The 19,645-nt window shown below is 46.2% G+C and carries 14 protein-coding genes; all 14 read left to right on the top strand.

Annotated elements, in window-relative coordinates:
- Positions 1–30 precede the first annotated feature (30 nt).
- The 14 genes from BLS14_RS07205 to BLS14_RS07140 all read left to right on the top strand — a co-directional run bounded on the left by BLS14_RS07205 (position 31) and on the right by BLS14_RS07140 (position 19,573).
- A complete protein-coding gene (locus BLS14_RS07205) occupies positions 31–1,032 on the top strand; it encodes a glycoside hydrolase family 130 protein (RefSeq protein ID WP_090950518.1) in 1,002 nt (333 codons plus the stop codon).
- Positions 1,033–1,049: 17 nt separating this feature from the next.
- A complete protein-coding gene (locus BLS14_RS07200) occupies positions 1,050–4,103 on the top strand; it encodes a glycosyl hydrolase (RefSeq protein ID WP_176854415.1) in 3,054 nt (1,017 codons plus the stop codon).
- A gap of 254 nt (positions 4,104–4,357) precedes the next feature.
- Positions 4,358–6,478 carry a galactose-binding domain-containing protein gene (locus BLS14_RS07195; RefSeq protein WP_256336247.1) on the top strand — a complete coding sequence of 707 codons (2,121 nt, stop codon included), beginning with the start codon at positions 4,358–4,360 and terminating at the stop codon, positions 6,476–6,478.
- Between the two features lie 246 nt (positions 6,479–6,724).
- The gene (locus BLS14_RS07190; RefSeq protein ID WP_072733064.1) at positions 6,725–8,497 is read left to right on the top strand and encodes a cache domain-containing sensor histidine kinase; all 1,773 of its coding nucleotides are present in this window, start codon (positions 6,725–6,727) and stop codon (positions 8,495–8,497) included.
- Positions 8,478–9,986, top strand: a complete 1,509-nt coding sequence (locus tag BLS14_RS07185) for a response regulator transcription factor (protein ID WP_176854413.1) — start codon at positions 8,478–8,480, stop codon at positions 9,984–9,986. Before BLS14_RS07190 ends, BLS14_RS07185 begins: the two co-directional genes overlap by 20 nt.
- Positions 9,987–10,136: 150 nt before the next feature.
- Positions 10,137–11,402: an ABC transporter substrate-binding protein gene (locus BLS14_RS07180; protein ID WP_256336381.1), complete on the top strand. Its 1,266-nt coding sequence runs from the start codon at positions 10,137–10,139 to the stop codon at positions 11,400–11,402.
- A 105-nt stretch (positions 11,403–11,507) separates the two neighbouring features.
- Positions 11,508–12,395: a carbohydrate ABC transporter permease gene (locus tag BLS14_RS07175; RefSeq protein WP_063563759.1), complete on the top strand. Its 888-nt coding sequence runs from the start codon at positions 11,508–11,510 to the stop codon at positions 12,393–12,395.
- Positions 12,395–13,222, top strand: coding sequence for a carbohydrate ABC transporter permease (locus tag BLS14_RS07170; RefSeq protein ID WP_063563760.1), 828 nt, complete (start codon positions 12,395–12,397; stop codon positions 13,220–13,222). Before BLS14_RS07175 ends, BLS14_RS07170 begins: the two co-directional genes overlap by 1 nt.
- 8 nt (positions 13,223–13,230) lie before the next feature.
- Positions 13,231–14,859, top strand: a complete 1,629-nt coding sequence (locus tag BLS14_RS07165; protein WP_090806720.1) for an alpha-amylase family protein — start codon at positions 13,231–13,233, stop codon at positions 14,857–14,859.
- Positions 14,860–15,017: 158 nt separating this feature from the next.
- Complete coding sequence (locus BLS14_RS07160; protein WP_072733062.1) at positions 15,018–16,292, top strand: glycoside hydrolase family 125 protein; 1,275 nt, start codon at positions 15,018–15,020, stop codon at positions 16,290–16,292.
- A gap of 467 nt (positions 16,293–16,759) precedes the next feature.
- On the top strand, positions 16,760–17,401 hold the full coding sequence (locus BLS14_RS07155) for a hypothetical protein (RefSeq protein ID WP_176854409.1): 642 nt from the start codon (positions 16,760–16,762) through the stop codon (positions 17,399–17,401).
- A gap of 333 nt (positions 17,402–17,734) precedes the next feature.
- Positions 17,735–18,310, top strand: coding sequence for a dihydrofolate reductase family protein (locus tag BLS14_RS07150; RefSeq protein ID WP_064637762.1), 576 nt, complete (start codon positions 17,735–17,737; stop codon positions 18,308–18,310).
- 93 nt (positions 18,311–18,403) lie between these two features.
- Positions 18,404–19,186 carry an SDR family NAD(P)-dependent oxidoreductase gene (locus BLS14_RS07145; protein ID WP_090950511.1) on the top strand — a complete coding sequence of 261 codons (783 nt, stop codon included), beginning with the start codon at positions 18,404–18,406 and terminating at the stop codon, positions 19,184–19,186.
- Between the two features lie 177 nt (positions 19,187–19,363).
- Entirely contained in the window at positions 19,364–19,573 is a 210-nt protein-coding gene (locus tag BLS14_RS07140) for a hypothetical protein (RefSeq protein WP_063563765.1), read from the top strand.
- Positions 19,574–19,645: the final 72 nt, after the last annotated feature.

Here is a 19,645-nt window from a genome sequence, read left to right as displayed (position 1 = left end):
GTATTCTTAACATCATCAGGAGGAATGGAAATGAATTCACCTTATATTGGAAAACTGACATCAAGTTCTGTAATTGAACGTTATCTGAATAACCCGATTCTAGATGCTTCTCGAGTTCCCTATCCCACTGCACTTGTGTTTAATGCAGGTGTAACGAAATTCAATGGAAAATATGTGATGGTTTTTCGAAACGACTATGGGTCTTTGGAGCAGCAGACGATCGAGGCACATCATACAACAGATCTTGGTGTTGCCTTCAGCGATGACGGAATTCATTGGGAGGTGCAACCGAAGCCGTGTTTTAAGCTACATGACCAAGAAATTATTCGTGCCTATGACCCAAGGCTTACCGTAATTGACGGACGCTGCTATATGTGCTTTGCCGTAGACACGCAGCATGGCATCCGCGGTGGTGTGGCCGTTACCGACGATTTTGAAGAATTTGAAATACTGAGTTTGTCGACACCGGATTTGCGAAACATGGTACTATTCCCGGAGAAGATTGGCGGAAAATTTATGAGGCTTGAACGGCCTTTCACAGTCTACAGCCGCGGGGGAGTTGACCGATTCGACATGTGGATTTCAGAATCCCCGGATTTGAGGTACTGGGGAAATTCTGACTTGCTGCTTGCTGTTGAAGATGTACCATTTGCCAATGATAAGATCGGTCCTGCAGCTCCCCCCATCAAGACAGAGCAGGGATGGCTTACTACATTTCATGCCGTTGATATTGACCCTACAAGAGGCAAGAACGGATGGGAAACGTCATGGCAGAAACGGTATACAGCAGGCTTAATGCTGCTTGATTTGGAGAATCCCAAAAAAATAATCGGCATGTATCAGAATCCGCTGCTGGCTCCAGAAGCTAGCTATGAGATTGAAGGAGGATTCCGTAACAATGTCATCTTCCCAGGCGGAATGGTACTCGAAGATGATGGTGAGGTTAAGATTTATTATGGTGCAGCAGACACGATTGAATGTCTCGCAACAGCCCATATTGATGATTTGATCCAGTTATGTCTGAAGGGTTAACAGGAGGGAATAAGACAATGACCATATGGGATCTCCTACAAAATCCCCCTGCTGATTATCGTACGGTGCCATTTTGGTCCTGGAATGACGATCTAGATCACAATGAACTCGTACGGCAGATCGAAGAAATGCATAGTGCGGGAATCGGTGGTTTTTTTATACATGCCAGGGGAGGCCTTACTGTTCCTTACATGGGCAAAGAGTGGATGGAGGCCATACAGATCTGCATCAAGAAAAGTCAGGAACTTGGGATGGAAACATGGCTCTATGATGAAAATGGCTGGCCTAGTGGTTTTGCTGACGGAAAGGTGCCTGCACTTGGAGTGGCTTATCAACAGAAGCGGTTAGCTTATGAATGGGCTCCTTTTAATCGGGGGAATAGAGTGACAATTGCCTCCTATGTCCAGTCTGAGGAAGAATTGCATCTGCTTACTACTGGCGACACACGCAAACCTGACTTTCGAGTATATTACGAGTTGAATCCTTATTATATCGACACGTTAAGCAAAAAGGCTGTAGCTGCGTTCATTGATTCCACCTATAATGCTTACTGGGCGGAGTTCGGTGAACAATTCGGCTCTGTGTTGAAAGGAATATTCACGGATGAACCGCAGTTTGGACGCGGAGATCTTCCGTGGTCGTTAGAACTCGAAGATGCCTTTCAGAACCAGCACGGGTATTCGCTACGTAAGGTAATTCCAGCTCTGTTCTTGGAAACGAAGGACTGCCGCAGGGTCAGGTATGATTATTGGTCATGTGTCACCACCTTGTTTACTGAGTCCTACGCCAAGCAAATTGGAGAGTGGTGCGAGCAAAGGGGATGGTTAGCTACGGGTCATGTTGTAGACGAGCAAACCCTTATGAGTCAAGCGACTTCAGTGGGCGATCCACTGCTCTTCTATGAATATCTGCAAATCCCCGGTTGTGACTGGCTTGGACGTTCTGTGAGTGAAGAGCCGGTTGTTCCTAAGCAAGTTAGCTCCGTTGTTCGCCAGTTGGGCAAAAAGCAAGCCATCACGGAGAGTTACGGCTGTTCCGGTTGGAATGTCAGCTTTCAGGATTTAAAGCGGATTGGGGAATGGCAATTTGTTCATGGAATGAATCTAATGTGTCAACATTTGCAAGCTTATACGCTGAGGGGACTTCGTAAACGGGATTATCCACCATCTTTGTTTTATCAGCAGCCTTGGTGGAGGTACTATTATCACTTTAATGATTACTTTGCCCGTTTGTCCATGCTCCTTGTGGAAGGAGTACGGCAAGCTGAGGTATTACTGCTTCATCCCATTCGAACAGCTTGGGTGGAACTGGAGGGTTCTAACTCATCACAGGTTGAGCAATATCATGAATCATTTGCACAGCTTTCTCGCTGGTTGTGCCAATCGTTTATCGAGCATGATTATGGAAGCGAGGGAATTATTGAACGTCATGGCAGAGTAGAGGGGAATCTTTTTGTTGTAGGAGAGATAGGTTACCGAGTTGTTGTCGTTCCACCGAGTGTGACCTTAAGCGAGATGACGGTGAAATTGCTCCATCAGTTTGTATTTCATGGAGGAAGCTTAGTTGTATTGGAACCCGTTCCGTTCCTCATCAATGGACAACCGGGTGAAGAAATCCGTCGTTTAGTGAATGGTGCAGTAAAACCCGATTGGAATCGCAACGCCTTGGTAGAATCTGTTTCCAGAACCGTTTCTCCATCGATCGCTATCGTTGACAGGGAAGGACTACCTATCGTATCGGACATGGTCAATATCCAGACGCTTAAGTTAGAAGATTCCTATCTCTATTACCTGGTGAATTCCGGAGAAAAGTGTTATCCAGATGTAGAGGTGACTCTCCCTCGAAGGGGTATACTGTCTCTAATTGATTTGGAGAGTGGTGATATCAGGCCACTTAACTATACCAGGGTAGGTAACGGCGTCAAATTGAACATGACTCTGTACCCTACCCAATCCTATGTTATCAAACTAGTTCCGACGAAAGGTCAACTGGAAACGGATGAGGTAACTCTACTCCAAACAGACAATTCAGCTAGGTTCATTCAGGAACTAAGTGAGTTATGGGAAATTGACCATATCGATCACAATAGCTTGACGATGGACACTTGCAGGTACAGGCTGGAGAATGGTGATTGGTCGGAACCTAAGCCTATTATTTTTATTCAAGAAGAACTGCTTCAGATAGGATATCCTGTTCAAGTCGAATTGGAATTCGAATTTCAGATCGCCTTTGATCCTGCGCTCGTGCGGGAAATGCATCTGGTGATGGAAAATCCGGAGAAAGTGCAAATTCTTATTAATGACAGTAAGATAGCATCTCATAGCTGTGATTGGTGGAGAGATGTATCCTTCAAGAAAATTGATCTAAGTGGGTTCCTTCAGCATGGTCGAAATACCATCAGGTTAACATTGGATTTTTGGAATTCTGCTGAAACGTATGCAGCTATTGAACGTGCTCAAAGTTTTGAGTCTGAGGGGAATAAGCTGAAATTCGATACGGAACTTGAAAGCGTGTATCTAGTTGGACATTTTGCAGTGAAATCGGAATCTCCTTATAAAAATGGCGAGCATGGTGTTATATATACAGATGGTCCATTTATACTTGAAGAACTCCCTCATCAATATTCCTTGATAACTGATCTAGGTTGTCAGGGATTACCGTTCTTTGCAGGCAGTATTCAACTTGTGCAGAAGGTTGCAATACATTTTGAAGACAGTGTTTCACGGGTATGGCAATTCGGCTCACATCCGAATGCGATTGTCACAAGATTATCAATTAACGGACAAGAAGTTCGTACCTTTTTATGGGAACCCTATGAAGCAGATATTTCAGAATATCTCCAACAAGGAGAGAATCTGATTGAGCTGGAGCTGACCAGCAGTTGTAGAAACTTGCTTGGACCTCACCATCATGTGAAAGGTGAACCAATGAAGGTTGGCCCAGATAGTTTTAAAAATAGAGTCGGTTGGATGGATAGAGACCTAGACCCAGATATCAATTTGTATCAATCTCATTATGCTTTTGTTCGCTTTGGACTAAGTACATTACCACGGATAGTTATGATGACTTGAAAGAGCAAGAAGATACGTGGTCAGTTTGATCTTTATAAAAGGACATATGGTGTTAATTAATGATTCCCTTTCAGGGCAGATGCTCACATAATTAATGTGTGAAATCTGCCCTTTTTGTGGAGTTACCCTCATTATTCGATTTATAGATGCAGTTTATAATGATTGTGCTGGGAGAAATTGCATGCCGGCGGGACTGCAATTTCAGTCCAACTTAATTTGAAAGGGCTTTCAAAAAATTAAAGGAGGCAAATGTGATGACAATGTTTAGAAAATTTTTATGCTCTACTCTGGTGGTGATGCTAGTTGCTACCATTTTTACACTTACCTCGAACGCCCAATCTGGAGTAGAAAATGCGGAAGAAACTCGCTTGGCACCAGCAACGATTCACACTTATCAACCATCAGTGCGCTATACTAACTCGGCTAATTATACGTTAAAAGCAAACGGGGTCGTTGTGCCGGTTGTCAAAGGATTTAGTGATTACGACTATGCTCATTTTTCCATGTCGGAAGGGCCTGTTACGTATGAATTAACGATTTTAAATACCGATAAAGTACATGAATATTCTATAAGTCCAAAGAAGCTCGGTATACAAGCTGAAAAGATAGAGGGAAGGACGATAACCTTCACAACACAATCTGACGAATACCTGATCGTGACAATGAATAATCGCCAAACACGCATGGTTATCGCTGCAGATCCGATGGAGAAGGATGTTCCCGCCTCAAACGGAGAAGGCATTTTTAATGTTACATCCGCTCCATATCATGTGGTGTCCTCAGGCACACCAGCAACCGGAGTAAGCACGAGAACGGCTTCCATTCAGCAAGCAATTAATGATGCCAGCCAATACGGAACCCTTCAAGGAGGCGGTAAACAGGGCATTGTCTATGTACCGGCCGGAACTTATTATATTGGTAATCTGGTATTAAAAAGTAATACTGCTGTCTACATGGAGCCTGGAGCAACGTTCATCGGTACAGGAAAGACAGTTGATTATACGGAGCACTGGTTTAAGGATTCCATGGGAAGGCCGGCTACCTGGTGGATCTCAACTGCATTTCAATCCGAAAATATTCGGATATATGGACGGGGTACGATTGATGGCAACGGGCAAGCCTTGCACGATGATAAGACTAGCAATGGTAAAGGAATGATCAATAATCTGGTTGTTCCCATTGCCACTTCCAATTTTGTCATGGATGGTATCCTTATACGGGAATCATCTGGCTGGGCCGTTGTTACGGTGCGCTCTAACGATCTGACCTTCACAAATTTGAAATTGTTCAATAGTCTGGGAATGGGCGAGAATGACGGCATTGATATTTGCGAATCCCAGGATGTAGTTGTACAAAATGCGATCGGTATTTCCTTGGATGATCCATTTTCTACGAAAGCCTGGAAAGCGGACACAGACATCGCTTCAGGTAAAGTACCTTGGCCGGGGAATCCAGAACCGGTTCAAAACGTGTTATTCAAGGATACGATAGCGTGGACGTTATGTTATGGTTATAAGATTGGTCAAGGAGTTATGCAAGATCAATCTAATATTGTATTCAGAAACGGAGTCGTTTACAAAGCCGCAGTGGGCTTCGCTATTCATCATAAATATGGGACCGGAATCGTTAGTGATGTGAGGTTTGAATCAATGGATGTCGAGGACATCAGTGGAAGTAACGAAGACAATAGTGCCTGGATGACCCTGTTCACGGTTAATGGTGGCAACCATGGAGTGGGAACCATTCGAGGAGTCACAGTAAAAGATATTACGGTCCGTGACGCAGGGGAAAGCTTTGCCAAGATTAAAGGATTGGAAGGAGCCATGATTACTGATCTGACGTTTGAGAACGTCTACATGCCTGGTAGCAACACTCCTGCTCGTACGCTACAAGAGATGAATTTCCTAAATAAAGAGCATTACAGCGGAGTTACGATTAAGCCGGTTCAGAATACTGAGCCGCTTCCCTTAATTAATTTGGCGCTCCATCGCCCAGCGGTAGCTTCATCCAATGATGGAATTGAGAACACCGCACCGTATGTGACCGATGGAAACTTAACAACCCGCTTTGGTTCAAAGCGCGGGGTGGACCCAGGCTGGATTTATGTGGATCTCGGAGAAACTAAAAAGATCAATGAAGTCAGGTTGTACTGGGAAGCCGCGTACGGTAAAAGTTATCGCATACAGGTAGCCGATGCTCCAAACCAGGAGGCAAATTGGAGGGACGTTTATAGCACCACTAACGGCAAAGGTGGTTTAGAGAGGATTACTTTTAACGAAGTGGAAGCACGTTATGTTCGTATGTACGGGACTGTCCGAGCTACGATCTATGGGTATTCAATTTGGGAATTTGAGGTATACGGACCGACGCAATAACTCCTTCGAGTAGGATAGGACTAGAATGTCATTACTACGCTTTGGCCGTCTCCCGGAGTCTACCGGGGGACGGTTGTTTAGTTTCTTCTGAAGTAGATTCTGACCTAAGTATCATGACTATTTTGCTATAATGCTGGAATAGAGCCCTGTCCCTGGTGGGCAAGCTGGATGAAGGAGGAAAAACAAGATGAGGACTAATTGGATAAATCTGCAACTGAGTAATCACACGCCGGAGAGGGTGCAACGATGAGACCAACCCTGAAACCCCGCCTCGGTGTCCGCTTCAAAATGATCGGTATCTCGCTAATTGGATTACTTATACCAGCACTAGCCTTCGTGTTATTTGTACCCTCTTATTATAACAAGAATATGACTCATGATATAAATTTCGCCACGCAAGCTACGATTTCATCTGCACTCATTAACCTGAATACGTACATCGAGGATCTGGAGCGACTCGTCGTGGTGCCTTATCTGAATGATTCCATTATGGATGCTTTTAACACTTTTCGGAAGATTGACAGCGGAAAGACGGTATCCCTCTTAGAGCAGCTGCAAGCCACAAGAACGATGAACACGACCCTGCCCAATTACACACAGAATTTGCGTAAGGATATAACAGGGACGCTAGTGTGCTTCATTCCAAAGACCGTGTTCGCCGTGTACACCAACAATAGTGGGCTGGTCAGCGACTATCCCTTTACGGAACAGACCTGGTACAAACAAGCGTTAGCAGCCGAAGGCAAGACGGTATTCATTAGCTCGCATAAGCAGGACTATCTGACAGATCCGGCCGCAGATAAAGTTTTTTCTATAGTGAAGTTGGTCAAGGATCTGGATACAAGACAGCCAATCGCCGTTGTTAAGGCGGATGCGGATACTCGGGTGCTGTCTGTCATACTGGATAAAATCAAACTGAATGTGTCTTCGATTATGTCCGTTATCGACGAGCAAGGCAATGTGATCTATTCCAACAAACCGTTATCGGACACGATGCTAAAAGAACTCCGCAACAAAAGCAATTCCTCCAAAATTGATGATCACGGCGAGGTGTACAGTGTAACAACCCAGCATATTGAGAAGACGGATTGGAACATGGTGGCTATGGTCTCTGAGACGGAATATATCAACAGAATTAATGTTATGCAGGCCACAGTTACAGGGGTGTATGTTCTAGTCTCGATTTTCTCTGTACTTCTGGTGGCGCTTCTGTCACAACGTATGATGAAGCCCCTGCGAAAAATGGTGAATGTGATGGCCAAGGTAGAGACCGGCAATTTCAATGTACGTGTCCCAGTGAGAGGAAGAGATGAGATAGCCATCCTTGGCAGCTCCTTCAACTTGATGCTCAGCGAAGTGAACAACCTGTTGAATCGTGAATATAGGGCAGTTCTGAGCAAGCAATCCGCAGAGTATAAGGCGCTGCAATCCCAGATTGAACCTCATTTTCTATACAACACGCTCAATACAATGATTGGCATCAACCGTCTGGGCGACAGCAAGGTGCTGGAGCAAGCAATCCTGTCACTGACTGGTATGATGCGTTATATGACAGAGCAGGCCGATTGGACAACCCTGAACGAAGAATTCCAGATGCTGAATCAATACTGCTATCTACAGAAGCTCAGATTCCAGAATCGGCTGGAATACACCATCCAACTGGACCCAGAAGCGGAACCAATGAAAATCCCGAAACTGCTGATTCAGCCATTGGTGGAGAATGCGATTGTGCACGGTATTGAGCCGCTTGGCGAAACGGGTCAACTGACGGTCTTGGGGAGTATAGAAACTGTGCATTTCCAGCGCTGTGTGGTCATTGTCATCGAGGATTCTGGCACCGGTCTGGAGCAGACCGAAGGTTCAAAATGGATGGGTGTGGGATTGACCAATGTGAAGAACAGACTTCAATATGCCTATAAGAAAGCCGATTTAAATATTCAGAGCAGGGTGAACGTGGGCACCCGAATTACAATAACCATTCCACTGGAGGATGATAACGATGAAGATCGTCATAGCTGATGATGAGTACTACGTTCGGATCGGGCTGGTAAAAATGCTGGAAGAAATTTTGACGGAGGAGTACTCCATTATTGAGGTGGAGAATGGTCACCAGGTACTGGACAAGATTCGGGAGATTCAGCCGAATGTGGTGTTCCTGGATATCAAGATGCCGCGGATGAGCGGTCTTGAAGCATTTCAACAGGCCTATGGTCTGTCTCCGGAGACGCAATGGATTGTGATCAGCGGTTATGCTGATTTTGAATATGCCAGAAAAGCGCTACAGCTTGGCGCGGTAGATTATTTGCTCAAGCCCGTCTCCCCGGAGCAACTGGAGCTGATTACGGCTGATATTAGGAAGCGAATGCTGGCACAGACCGAGGTTCGCTGCAGCACGTTCAAGCAGAATTTGACGGCTGTATTTAACCGCACGCTGAGCCTCAGAACGCTGCCGGAGGGACATGAGCTGAAGCAACTGAGCTATGTGCCTATCCTTTTTGCACTGGACAGGTATGTGGAGAAGGGGCAACATTCCGAGGAACTTACCGGCTGGTATACGGAGATGGAGAACGCAGTCCAGCAATTGAATAATCGGAGCCTGCGCGCTGCGCTGGTCGTTGTACCCGGAGGTACGGTGGGAATCATGCTTGGCTGGGACCGGGAAGATGAACATACGGAGCAGTGGGTGATGCAGAGCGCTTATGGCAAAATCAATAAGGTGCTGGGACGCTTGAGTGGTGGTAGTCTGGGATTCTATGCCTTGGCAGGCGAACCTTGCGCCGGATTGCAAGAACTGGAGGCCCATATCGCTATTATTGAAGCTGCTTTGCTGATAAAGGCTTTGCTGGCTCGCAATGATCTAATCCGCTGGAAGGAGCTATCCGGGCTGGTGGGCACGCTATCCAAGGAAGCGAGGGAATGGTCTAGAGCGCTGGTGGAGCTTGCTGACACTTATAGGAAAAAGGATTACTACCGGTATGTCATGCTTAGCCGAGGGATCGGGAGCTTCTTGGATAAAGGGTACGACAGCCTGCCGATTCAGGCCAGAAATCATGCCGGATCTTTTCTCAACAATGCGTTGTCTACAGGCACAGACCCCCGTGAAAAGTCGCTACCTGATGCTGCAGCTTGGAGACAACTGCTCGAACGTGGAGAGAAGGAACTGCTCCGTGATACCGAAGGCAGTACGGATATGATTGATCGTGTCGTCGAATACATTGAGCGGAATTATGCCGAAGATATAGGCGTGGCGGGGGTAGCAGAGATTTTCAGTATCACGCCCAATTATCTCAGCTCACTTTTCCATAAAAAAACAGGCAGCACCTTCGTCAAATATATGACCCACCTGCGTATTGCTAAGGCCAAAGAACTGCTGGCTGGACATGACCTTCAGGTGCAGGAGGTAGCGGCAGCAGTGGGCTTTAACAGTCCCAAACATTTTGCCAAGCTGTTCAAAGAGCATAGTGGAAGTTACCCTTCGGAGTTTAGGGCGGAGCTTCGAGCGAAGTGAGCCCTCCGATATTATAGAAATTTGCACCTGGAGTGTAGATTGGCTATCTGCACATTCAGTTGCGGCTGCCCTAGAATTGAATTAAGCCTTACAAATACAAATGCAGAAGGGGAAATCAGACAGATGGCAAAAGGAAAAAGATTGAAAAGAATGTTAGCGGTTTCAATGATGCTGACGATGGCTGCCGCACTGTTTACCGGCTGTTCCAGCTCCAACTCCAGCAAGGAATCTGGAGGCTCCAGTAAGGAAGATACCATTACTTTATCCGTATGGACCCAGCGTAGTGGTGAAGGTGCAGCCGCTCTGGAGAAAGTATCGAGACAATTCGAAGCCGAGAATCCGGGCATCAAAATTGATTTCAATGCCCCGGGTAAGGAATATGAGAACATCCTGAAGATCAAGATGTCATCGGATGAGATGCCGGATATCTGGTCAACACATGGCTGGGCCATTGGCAAGTACAGCGACCAACTGGCCGATCTCTCGAATGAGGAATGGGTACCCCGCTTAATTCCTTCCCTGAAAGAGCAGGTAACGGATGCGGATGGCCGGGTGCTGTCTATGACGATTGATTCTGACACTTCTGCAATCGCTTACAATGTGGATCTGTTTGAGAAATACAATCTTCAAGTGCCGAAGACGGTAGATGAGCTGCTGGCATTGTGTGAGAAGGTTAAAACCGAGAGTGGTGGTAAAGTAGTTCCGATCCATATTGGCGGTGGCGACGGCTGGCCGATCGGCCAGGCTGTAGATTTTTTCTCCAGCACACTGCTTACGACAGACAGCAACAATAACTACGGCGAAGAATTGAAGAACGGCACGTTCGATTGGAATCACTATAAGCCGCTTGGCGAGCTGTTCCAGACTATGAAAGCCAAGGGTTATGTCAACGTGGATATTCTTACGGCCAAGAATGACGATACTGCCAAAGCCATTGCTAACAATGAGGCGCTTATTGCTATCACCGGATTTGGAATCAAGGATTCCGCAGTGAAATACAATCCCAATGTGAAAATCGGATTCTTCCCAATTCCGACCTTCTCCGATAAGGATGAGCCTGTATTGGTTGGTGGAGAGACTGATGCCTGGGGGATCTCGAAGAACACGAAGCATATGGAAGCTGCTAAGAAATACATCGCGTATTTTGCCAAGCCAGAGATCAACAAGCAGCTCTGTGAAGAAGCGAATATCCGCTCGGCCTTTACCGATGTCAATGTGGACTTGGGAGAGATGACGCCTTATTACGAAGCTTCCAAAAATGCGAGAATTGTGCCTTACTTTGACCGGGCCTTCCTGCCAAGTGGAATGTGGGATGCTATCTCCAAATACGGTCAAATGCTGTTCACCGGGTCGTACTCCGTGGATCAATTTGCCAAGGACATGAACGATAGCTATACCCGGTTGCTCGATAAATAAGGTTTGATGGATAACGTACCTTCATAAGTTCCCTCTTTGGGACTGATGAAGGTATCTTCATTTCAGGCCAAAGATAAGCAATACAGATAGGAGGAGTAAAGCCGAATGAACACCTTCAAAAAGATAAGACATTCCCAGTCAAGCATCAACGTAATGTACATTCCTGCACTGATCTTTTTCTTTGTTTTTATTGCCTACCCGTTCATTCAGGGCATTATGATCTCATTTACTGACTGGAACGGTTACTCTGAAGCACGGAATTTTATTGGGTGGAAAAATTACGCCCGCCTGTTTGCGGATAAAGATATGGGGCTTGTCATTTTCAATACCTTTTTATATGGAATTCTGAGTACCGTCTTCCAGAACTTATTCGGGCTGCTGTATGCACTGTTTGTAGATATGAAATTCCGTCTGCGGGGCGTTGTCCGTACGATCGTGTATTTGCCCGTTATTGTCTCACCGCTCATTATGGGATACATCTTGTACTATTTCTTCCAATATAACGGCGGAACGATGAATGAAGTGATTTCCTGGTTCGGCATAGAGCCGAAGAACTGGCTTAATCAATGGAGCAGCTCTGTAACCAGCATCATTATTGTGAATACGTTCCAGTTCATTGGACCGGCGATGATTATCTATCTGACTGGACTTCAGTCGATATCTTCCGATTACTATGAAGCGGCCGATCTGGATGGTGCCTCTGCTTTTGCTAAGTTCAGATCGATTACCCTGCCGCTGCTTATGCCAGCCATCACCATTAATGTCGTGTACAATCTTATCGGCGGTCTCAAGTTGTTCGATATTATCATGGCTTTGACGAATGGCGGACCTGGATATACAACTTCGTCCCTGTCCACATTCATGTACTCCGTCTACTCGGGGCAGCAGGATGCAGGCTATGCCACAACGGTCGGAAACTTTATGTTCGTCATTATCGGTGTCGTCGGTCTGCTTGTGCTGGGTAATCTGCGGAAACGGGAGGTCGAATATTGATGAAGCGGAATAATACCGTCAAGAAAATCTTCATTGCCGTTGTCAGTCTAATCATATGCCTGATTCCGCTGATCCCTTTCTATATGATGATCAACATCTCACTGAAGGATGTAACCGACTACAAGTCGACGATCAGCATTCCGAAAGAGTTTGTATTTGCGAACTTTGTGGATGCTTGGAAAAGCGCGGGTCTCGGCACAGCTTTCATGAACAATATTATTATTACGGTCTTTACGTTACTACTTGTTATCTTGGTCTCTTCCATGGCCTCATACCCGCTGTCGAGAAACAAGTCTAAACTGAATAAAGCGATCTATACCACCTTTATCGCTTGTATGATCATTCCTTCGCTGACGCTGATTGTGCCACTGTATATGATTTTGATCAAAATGCATGCGCTGAACACGCTATGGGGAGCGATTCTGGTTCAGACGGCCTTCTCACTGCCGATGTCCATCTTTCTTTATACGGGCTTTATCAGTTCGATCCCCAAAGAACTGGATGAAGCCGGTTATATTGACGGTGCGAGCCGAATCGGTATTTTCTTCAAGCTGATTCTGCCGCTGCTGAAGCCGATTACGGCGTCAGTGGTAATTCTACAAGGGGTGGGTATCTGGAACGAGTACGGCATGTCGCTCTATATTTTGCAGAACAAGGATGTGCAGAATCTTACGGTGGCTTTGTCCAGATTCGTTGGGCAGTACCAATCGCAGATGAACTGGGTGGCGGCGGGTTGTTTAATGTCGGCTGCACCTATGATTGTGCTATTTCTGATTTTCCAGAAACAATTTATTAAAGGCATCTCATCAGGTGCTGTGAAAGGGTGAGGAATGGTATGGCTTATCTTGATCTTATTGAACTTCCCGAAATCGTATTGGTCCAGGAGGACAAAAGCTGGAGCCGCATGGAGTCGCAAAGCGGCGTATATACGGATAAGGATATCCGGGTAGAGGTACGTAAGCAGACCGGAAGCCTAGGCGTGAGTCTATCTGCCGATCAGACTCCGGTTAGCCGGATTGCGCTGAGATGGAACCGGGAGATCGGCGAGCATGTTAGACTGCTCGGTGACCACTGGGAGAGATCTTATGGTGATCTGCAATGGGCGGGTATTATGCCAGACCGGGAGATGCCCTGGTATTTCATGGCCCTCCAAGACGGCATCACGCATGGTTACGGCGTGAAGACCGGGCCTGCCTCGCTATGCTGTTGGTTCGTCGACGCCCACTGGGTGACGCTGGTCCTTGATGTGCGATGCGGGGGTACGGGCGTGCTACTGAGTGGTCGCCAGCTCGAGGCGGCTGAAGTGGTCAGCCGTAAGGGAGAGCTTGGAGAGACACCATTTGAGGCAACGCAGGCGTTCTGCCGTGTAATGTGCGAGCAACCGGTGCTGCCGAAATTCCCCGTCTACGGGGGAAACAACTGGTATTATGCCTATGGGCACAGCTCCCATGGACAGATTCTTGAAGACAGCAAGCTGATGTCCTCGCTGGCCACTTCTTCTGTCAATCGTCCATACATGGTCATTGACGACGGTTGGCAGAAAAACTGGGGCAAATTTGCCGCGAGCCGCCATCAGCCATGGCTGCCGGACGAGCAGCTGTTCCCGGATATGGAACAGCTGGCCAGGCAAATGACAGAGACGGGCGTGCGTCCTGGCATGTGGTTCCGCCCGCTGTTGACAACGATGGATTCGCCCAAGGAGTGGCTGCTAAACAATCCATTAGCAAAAGCGGAACAGCCGGAAGGTTACATTCTGGATCCCAGCATTCCGGAGGTGCTGGAGTCCATCGCAGACTATGTAGCCCGTTATACAGGCTGGGGCTACAAGTTGCTGAAGCATGATTTTACAACCTATGATCTGTTTGGTCGTTGGGGCAGCCGCTTTGGCATGGGTATTACCGATGACGGCTGGCATTTCGCCGACCGTTCCAGAACATCTGCAGAGATTATTCTTGCGTTGTACAAGGCGATCAAACGTAATGCTGGAGATACGCTCATTATCGGCTGCAACACACTGTCCCACTTGTCGGCAGGCATCTTTGAAATTCAGCGTACCGGCGACGATACCAGTGGTCTTCAATGGGAACGCACTCGCCGGATGGGGATCAACACCTTGGCCTTCCGAATGCCTCAGCATGACACGCTCTATGCCGTTGACGCTGATTGTGTGGGATTGACAAACAATGTGGATTGGAAAATGAACAGACAGTGGCTGGATGTTCTGTCGCGCAGCGGCACCCCGCTCTTCGTGTCGGCCGATCCCAAAGCCATGGGCAGTGAACAGCGCAAGGCGGTCACCGAAGCCTTTGAACGGGCAGCTATAGCTACAGCAGTCTCTGAGCCATTGGACTGGCTCTCCAATATGGCACCTTCCCGCTGGAAATCGGGTGGGGTAATTTCAGATTATGACTGGACGGATAAGGGGAGTATCGAAGCCTGCTCGGGCTATTTTAGCTGGAACTGATATAGAGGCTGAATTTAAGAATCAGAGGTTGATATAAAGTGCGAATAGAGCATAAGAACCTTTTGAATATGTAGCGTCTTTATTCACAACGTGAAACGCTGATTTTGGCTCAGCCCAAATATAGATAGAATAATAATTAACAACGGAGGATTATGGAAATGAAATCTGACATCACCGCTATCAAGGAGACGATTGAACGTGTAACAAGCAAGCTTTCCCACCGCCCCAAACTGGCGCAGCTGTTCCAGAACTGTTATCCCAACACGCTGGAGACCACCTTTCAGCAACTTGAAGACGGAACGGCTTTTGTAATTACGGGAGATATACCGGCAATGTGGCTGAGAGATTCCTCTGCCCAGGTGCGGCACTATATTGGCGATGCCGTGAAGGACTCCGAGCTAGCTGATATGATCAAAGGGGTAATCCGCAAGCAAATGTTTTACATTAATCTGGACCCGTATGCCAATGCGTTCAACCGTGAAGGCAATAATCACGGCCACAAGGACGATATTACCGAACATAATCCTTGGGTGTGGGAACGCAAATACGAGATCGACTCCCTATGTTACCCGATACAGCTGGCGTATCTGTTTTGGAAGGCAACCGGCGATATTGAGATTTTCGACGATGTTTTTCAGGAAGCAGTTTTGAATATCCTCGATCTGTGGACAAAAGAACAGCGCCACGAGCAATCTCCGTACACGTTTGAGCGATTGAACTGCCCGGAGACGGATACGCTGAGTTATGGTGGGCGCGGCACGCCTGTAGCTTATACCGGGATGACCTGGAGCGGCTTCCGTCCAAGCGATGATGCTTGCACTTACGGGTATCTGGTTCCGGCGAATATGTTCGCTGCCGTGGCTCTGCGCTATATTGTGGAGATTAATAAAGATGTACTACGACATCAGGATATCGGCCGCCGGTCCCAGCTGCTGCTGGATGAGATCGAAGAAGGCATTCAGACGTATGCGATCACGGAGCATCCCGTATATGGACGAATCTATGCTTATGAGACGGACGGAATGGGCAACTACAATCTGATGGACGACGCGAATGTGCCCAGCCTGTTGTCCCTTCCTTATCTTGGATATTGCAAGGCCGATGATCCGGTGTACTTGAACACCCGACGGTTTATTCTGAGTAAGGATAATCCCTATTATTTTGCTGGTGAAAAAGCAAAGGGGATTGGCAGTCCGCATACCCCGCATAATTACATCTGGCATATTGCCTTGGCGATGCAAGGGCTGACTACCGAGGACCCTGAAGAGCTGGAACAGTTGCTGGTTCTGCTGGAGACAACAGATGCCGATACCGGGTTTATGCATGAAGGTTTTGATGTCAATGATCCCGGGAAATTCACCAGACCTTGGTTCGCCTGGGCCAACTCCATTTGCAGTGAGCTGATAATGAAATATGTCGATGAAGGAGAATAAGAATCGAGATTCGATCAGGCTCTAATCTCAATTCCAATCTCAACTCTAATCTCAACCCAGAACCTAAACCTAATACGGACCTTAAGCGGAATCTGTATTGTTTCAGTGGCTCATTTAGAAACTGGGACGGGGATGAATATTTCAGCAATTCGGACATTTGCAAAATGCTGAATACAAAACAAATTTGGGTGTTTAACAAGTGTGATGAATGGAAGACCATTTTTTGAAACAAAACAGGGCATCTACTGAAGATGCCCTGTTTTGTTGTCATTACATACAGCGAGCTATACGTATGGTTCTCACAGCGTACAGGAAGCACGTTGAAGACTTGTTTTCACCATATCTGTTGAAATTCTATTTTGTTGGTGAAATCAATCTTTGTTTCCTAAATTTATACAATAAATAGTTTTAATTCTGATATAATAGAAACTTCATGATTTAGATGCTGAAGGGAATGATAGATGAGAATGAGTAGGTGGAATGTAGCGTTTTATTCCGTTGTATTTGTATTTGTGCTGGTGATGTTGTGGAATGAACAATCTGTTTTTCTTATCGTAGGAACGGTGCTGGTCGCCACAGTTATTGCGTTTACGATTTACGTTATCTACCCAATGGCATGGGAAACCCGGATGGACCGTGTGGAAGCTTTTTTACGTAAAAATCATCATACGCCTTATATTTATATTTTTTATGTGACTGCCAACAGACTGGATGATGAAGTCGAGATCACGATGGAAAAACTAAGAAAACAGACGACGATAAAATCGAGGCAAGCAATATATCAGGCAGCTTACGGTGCTTATCGCAAGGACATCACTGCCGTTCGGCAAGCGGTACTCCAGATGCGCAGATCAGATTATCGTACATATTACGAGACGTTTTTGTTTTCGGAGGAAGAGAAGAGTGAGCAAGCAAGGGAGCATCTGAAATCGATTAGAAGACAATGGATGCGATCTGCGATTCTTGCTGAAATAGAACGCAAATTGGGTCGGCGCGAACTGGCTATCCAACACACTAAGGAAGCGATGAATGCGTGCAAAGGTGTACAGCGTTACACGTTGACTAAAGAATATGAAAGGTATTATGCAGATGAACAACAAGCACAATAAATGAACTGCACTAGCTAAAGGCGTTGTAGTTATTAATAGAGTGATGGTGTAATTTACTTTACGGTCGGGAATAAATATCGATGGATATGAAATTGTTCAACTTTGAAAGTGGAAATATTAGTGTTATCCCCTTCGTTAGGCAAGATAAGTCCATCTTAAAGATGTCTTTGATCCCTTGTCGACTAAAAGGGGGTAATACCAAATTCAGCTGCTTTTTTTGTTAACGGACAGGTTGGAGATTAGCAATCCATAAGAAACAACCCAACTTAAATTATGGTAAAATGTAGTAAATGTAAAATGTAAATATCCCTCTTGAAAAAAGGAGAACTGAAAATGAGAAAACTCGTTCTATTTCTGCACGCATCTCTTGACGGTTTTGTAGAAGGGCCGAACGGTGAAATGGATATTGGCTGGGTTTCCTACGATGCTGATTTGGAGAAACACGCGAAAGAAATTCTGAGTACTGCCGACACTGTCATTTGGGGGCGTGGGACTTATCAGATGATGCACAGTTACTGGCCATCTGTACCCTCAAACCCATCAGCTTCGCAGCATGAACGGAATCATGCCGAGTGGATCGAAAACACAGCCAAAATCGTTTTTTCCACGACGCTGGAGAAAGTTGAATGGAATAATTCCAGACTCGTGAAAGAAAATGTCGAGGAAGAGATCAATAGTCTCAAACAGCAGCCAGGCAAGGATATGGTCATCCTCGGTAGTCCTAGGTTCGCACACCATCTTATGCAGCTTGATTTAATTGATGAGTATAAAATTACGGTTTCTCCTGTCCTGATCGGTAAAGGATTGCCGTTATTCCAAGGTCTCAAGGAGAAGATCAATCTTAAGCTAATCGAAAACAAGACCTTTGATTCTGGAGCGATAGGCCTCGTTTACCAGACGGTAAGATGACCTTGTCACTTAAGATGATTACGCTAACGGGAATGATAGTTGAATATAACCAGTCTAGTTCAATTAGTGGAGGCAATAAGGGAGGAAATACAAATGGATTTAGGATTAAAGGATAAAATTGCACTAATAACAGGCGGTAGCAAAGGAATTGGACTAGAGACAGCAGTTGTTCTAGCATCGGAAGGCGCAAAGGTGGCAATCGTTGCCCGCAACGAAGAGGCGCTTCAAGCTGCGGCGAAACGTATTAAGCAAACGACAGGGACAGATGCACTGGTCATCTCTGCAGATATTTCAGTAGAAGCAGAGGTACGAGGTGTGGTAGAGCAGACTGTGCAGCATTTCGGTGGATTGGATATTTTGATTAACAATGCTGGAACGGCTGCGGCTAATCCGTTTGAAGAGGTTAGCAGCGAAAGCTGGTATTCAGATCTGGATTTGAAATTGTTAGGAGCAGTCCACAGTTCTAAGGCAGCAGTATCTCATATGCGTCAAAGAGGTGGCGGTTCCATCCTTAATGTGACGGCGACTGTAGGGAAGACACCATCTGCATCATCTTTGCCAACATCAGTCAGTCGGGCGGCAGGACTTGCACTAACGAAGGCCATGAGCAAAGACCTCGCCAAGGACAATATTCGTGTTAACGCCGTGTGCATCGGTCTGATTCGTAGCGATCAGATTGAGCGGATGTGGAAGGCTTCAGCACCAGAGCAGAGTTGGGAGGAGTTCGCTTCTAACCCCATTCACGGTATCCCACTCAAGAGAATAGGTCAAACAGAAGAGGCGGCAAAAGTGATTGCTTTTCTTGTGTCGGGTGCAGCCTCCTATGTAACAGGAACTGCCGTGAACATAGATGGTGGTACATCCTCTGTATTATAAAAATGATATGTAGGGGTATATGTTAATAGTGTGACTCAATAACAAGCCCCAAATTGGGGCTTTTTTTCCTGAAAAATAATGGCAAGGGATAAGAGTTTGTACCGAATGCTGGAATCGATAAGAACATGGTGTCGATTAACGGGAAGAATAACGTAAGTAAGGGAGGTGAAAGTAGCTATGCGTAAAAAAGATAGGAACGTAACAGGTATTGTTTTGGCCGTAATTTACTGTGTTGTTCTTTTTGAGATTTTAATTGACGCACCCCCTGGTGAAGCTCCGAATAATCCGCCTTGGGCCTATGCAATGATTCCACTTGGAGCTGTTGCAATCACCTTTCTCTTTGATTATGTGATCAAGTTCGATTTCTTCAAAAAAAAGAAAGAGTGAAGGGAGTGTTATAAATGACTGGAACCGGTACGTACATGTGTCGGGGGAAAGGTAGATCCCTTTGAAAGTCGC

The organism is Paenibacillus sp. OK060 (genome assembly GCF_900101205.1).
Classification (GTDB): Bacteria; Bacillota; Bacilli; order Paenibacillales; family Paenibacillaceae; genus Paenibacillus; species Paenibacillus marchantiae.
This window is presented reverse-complemented; position numbering and strand designations above follow the sequence as displayed.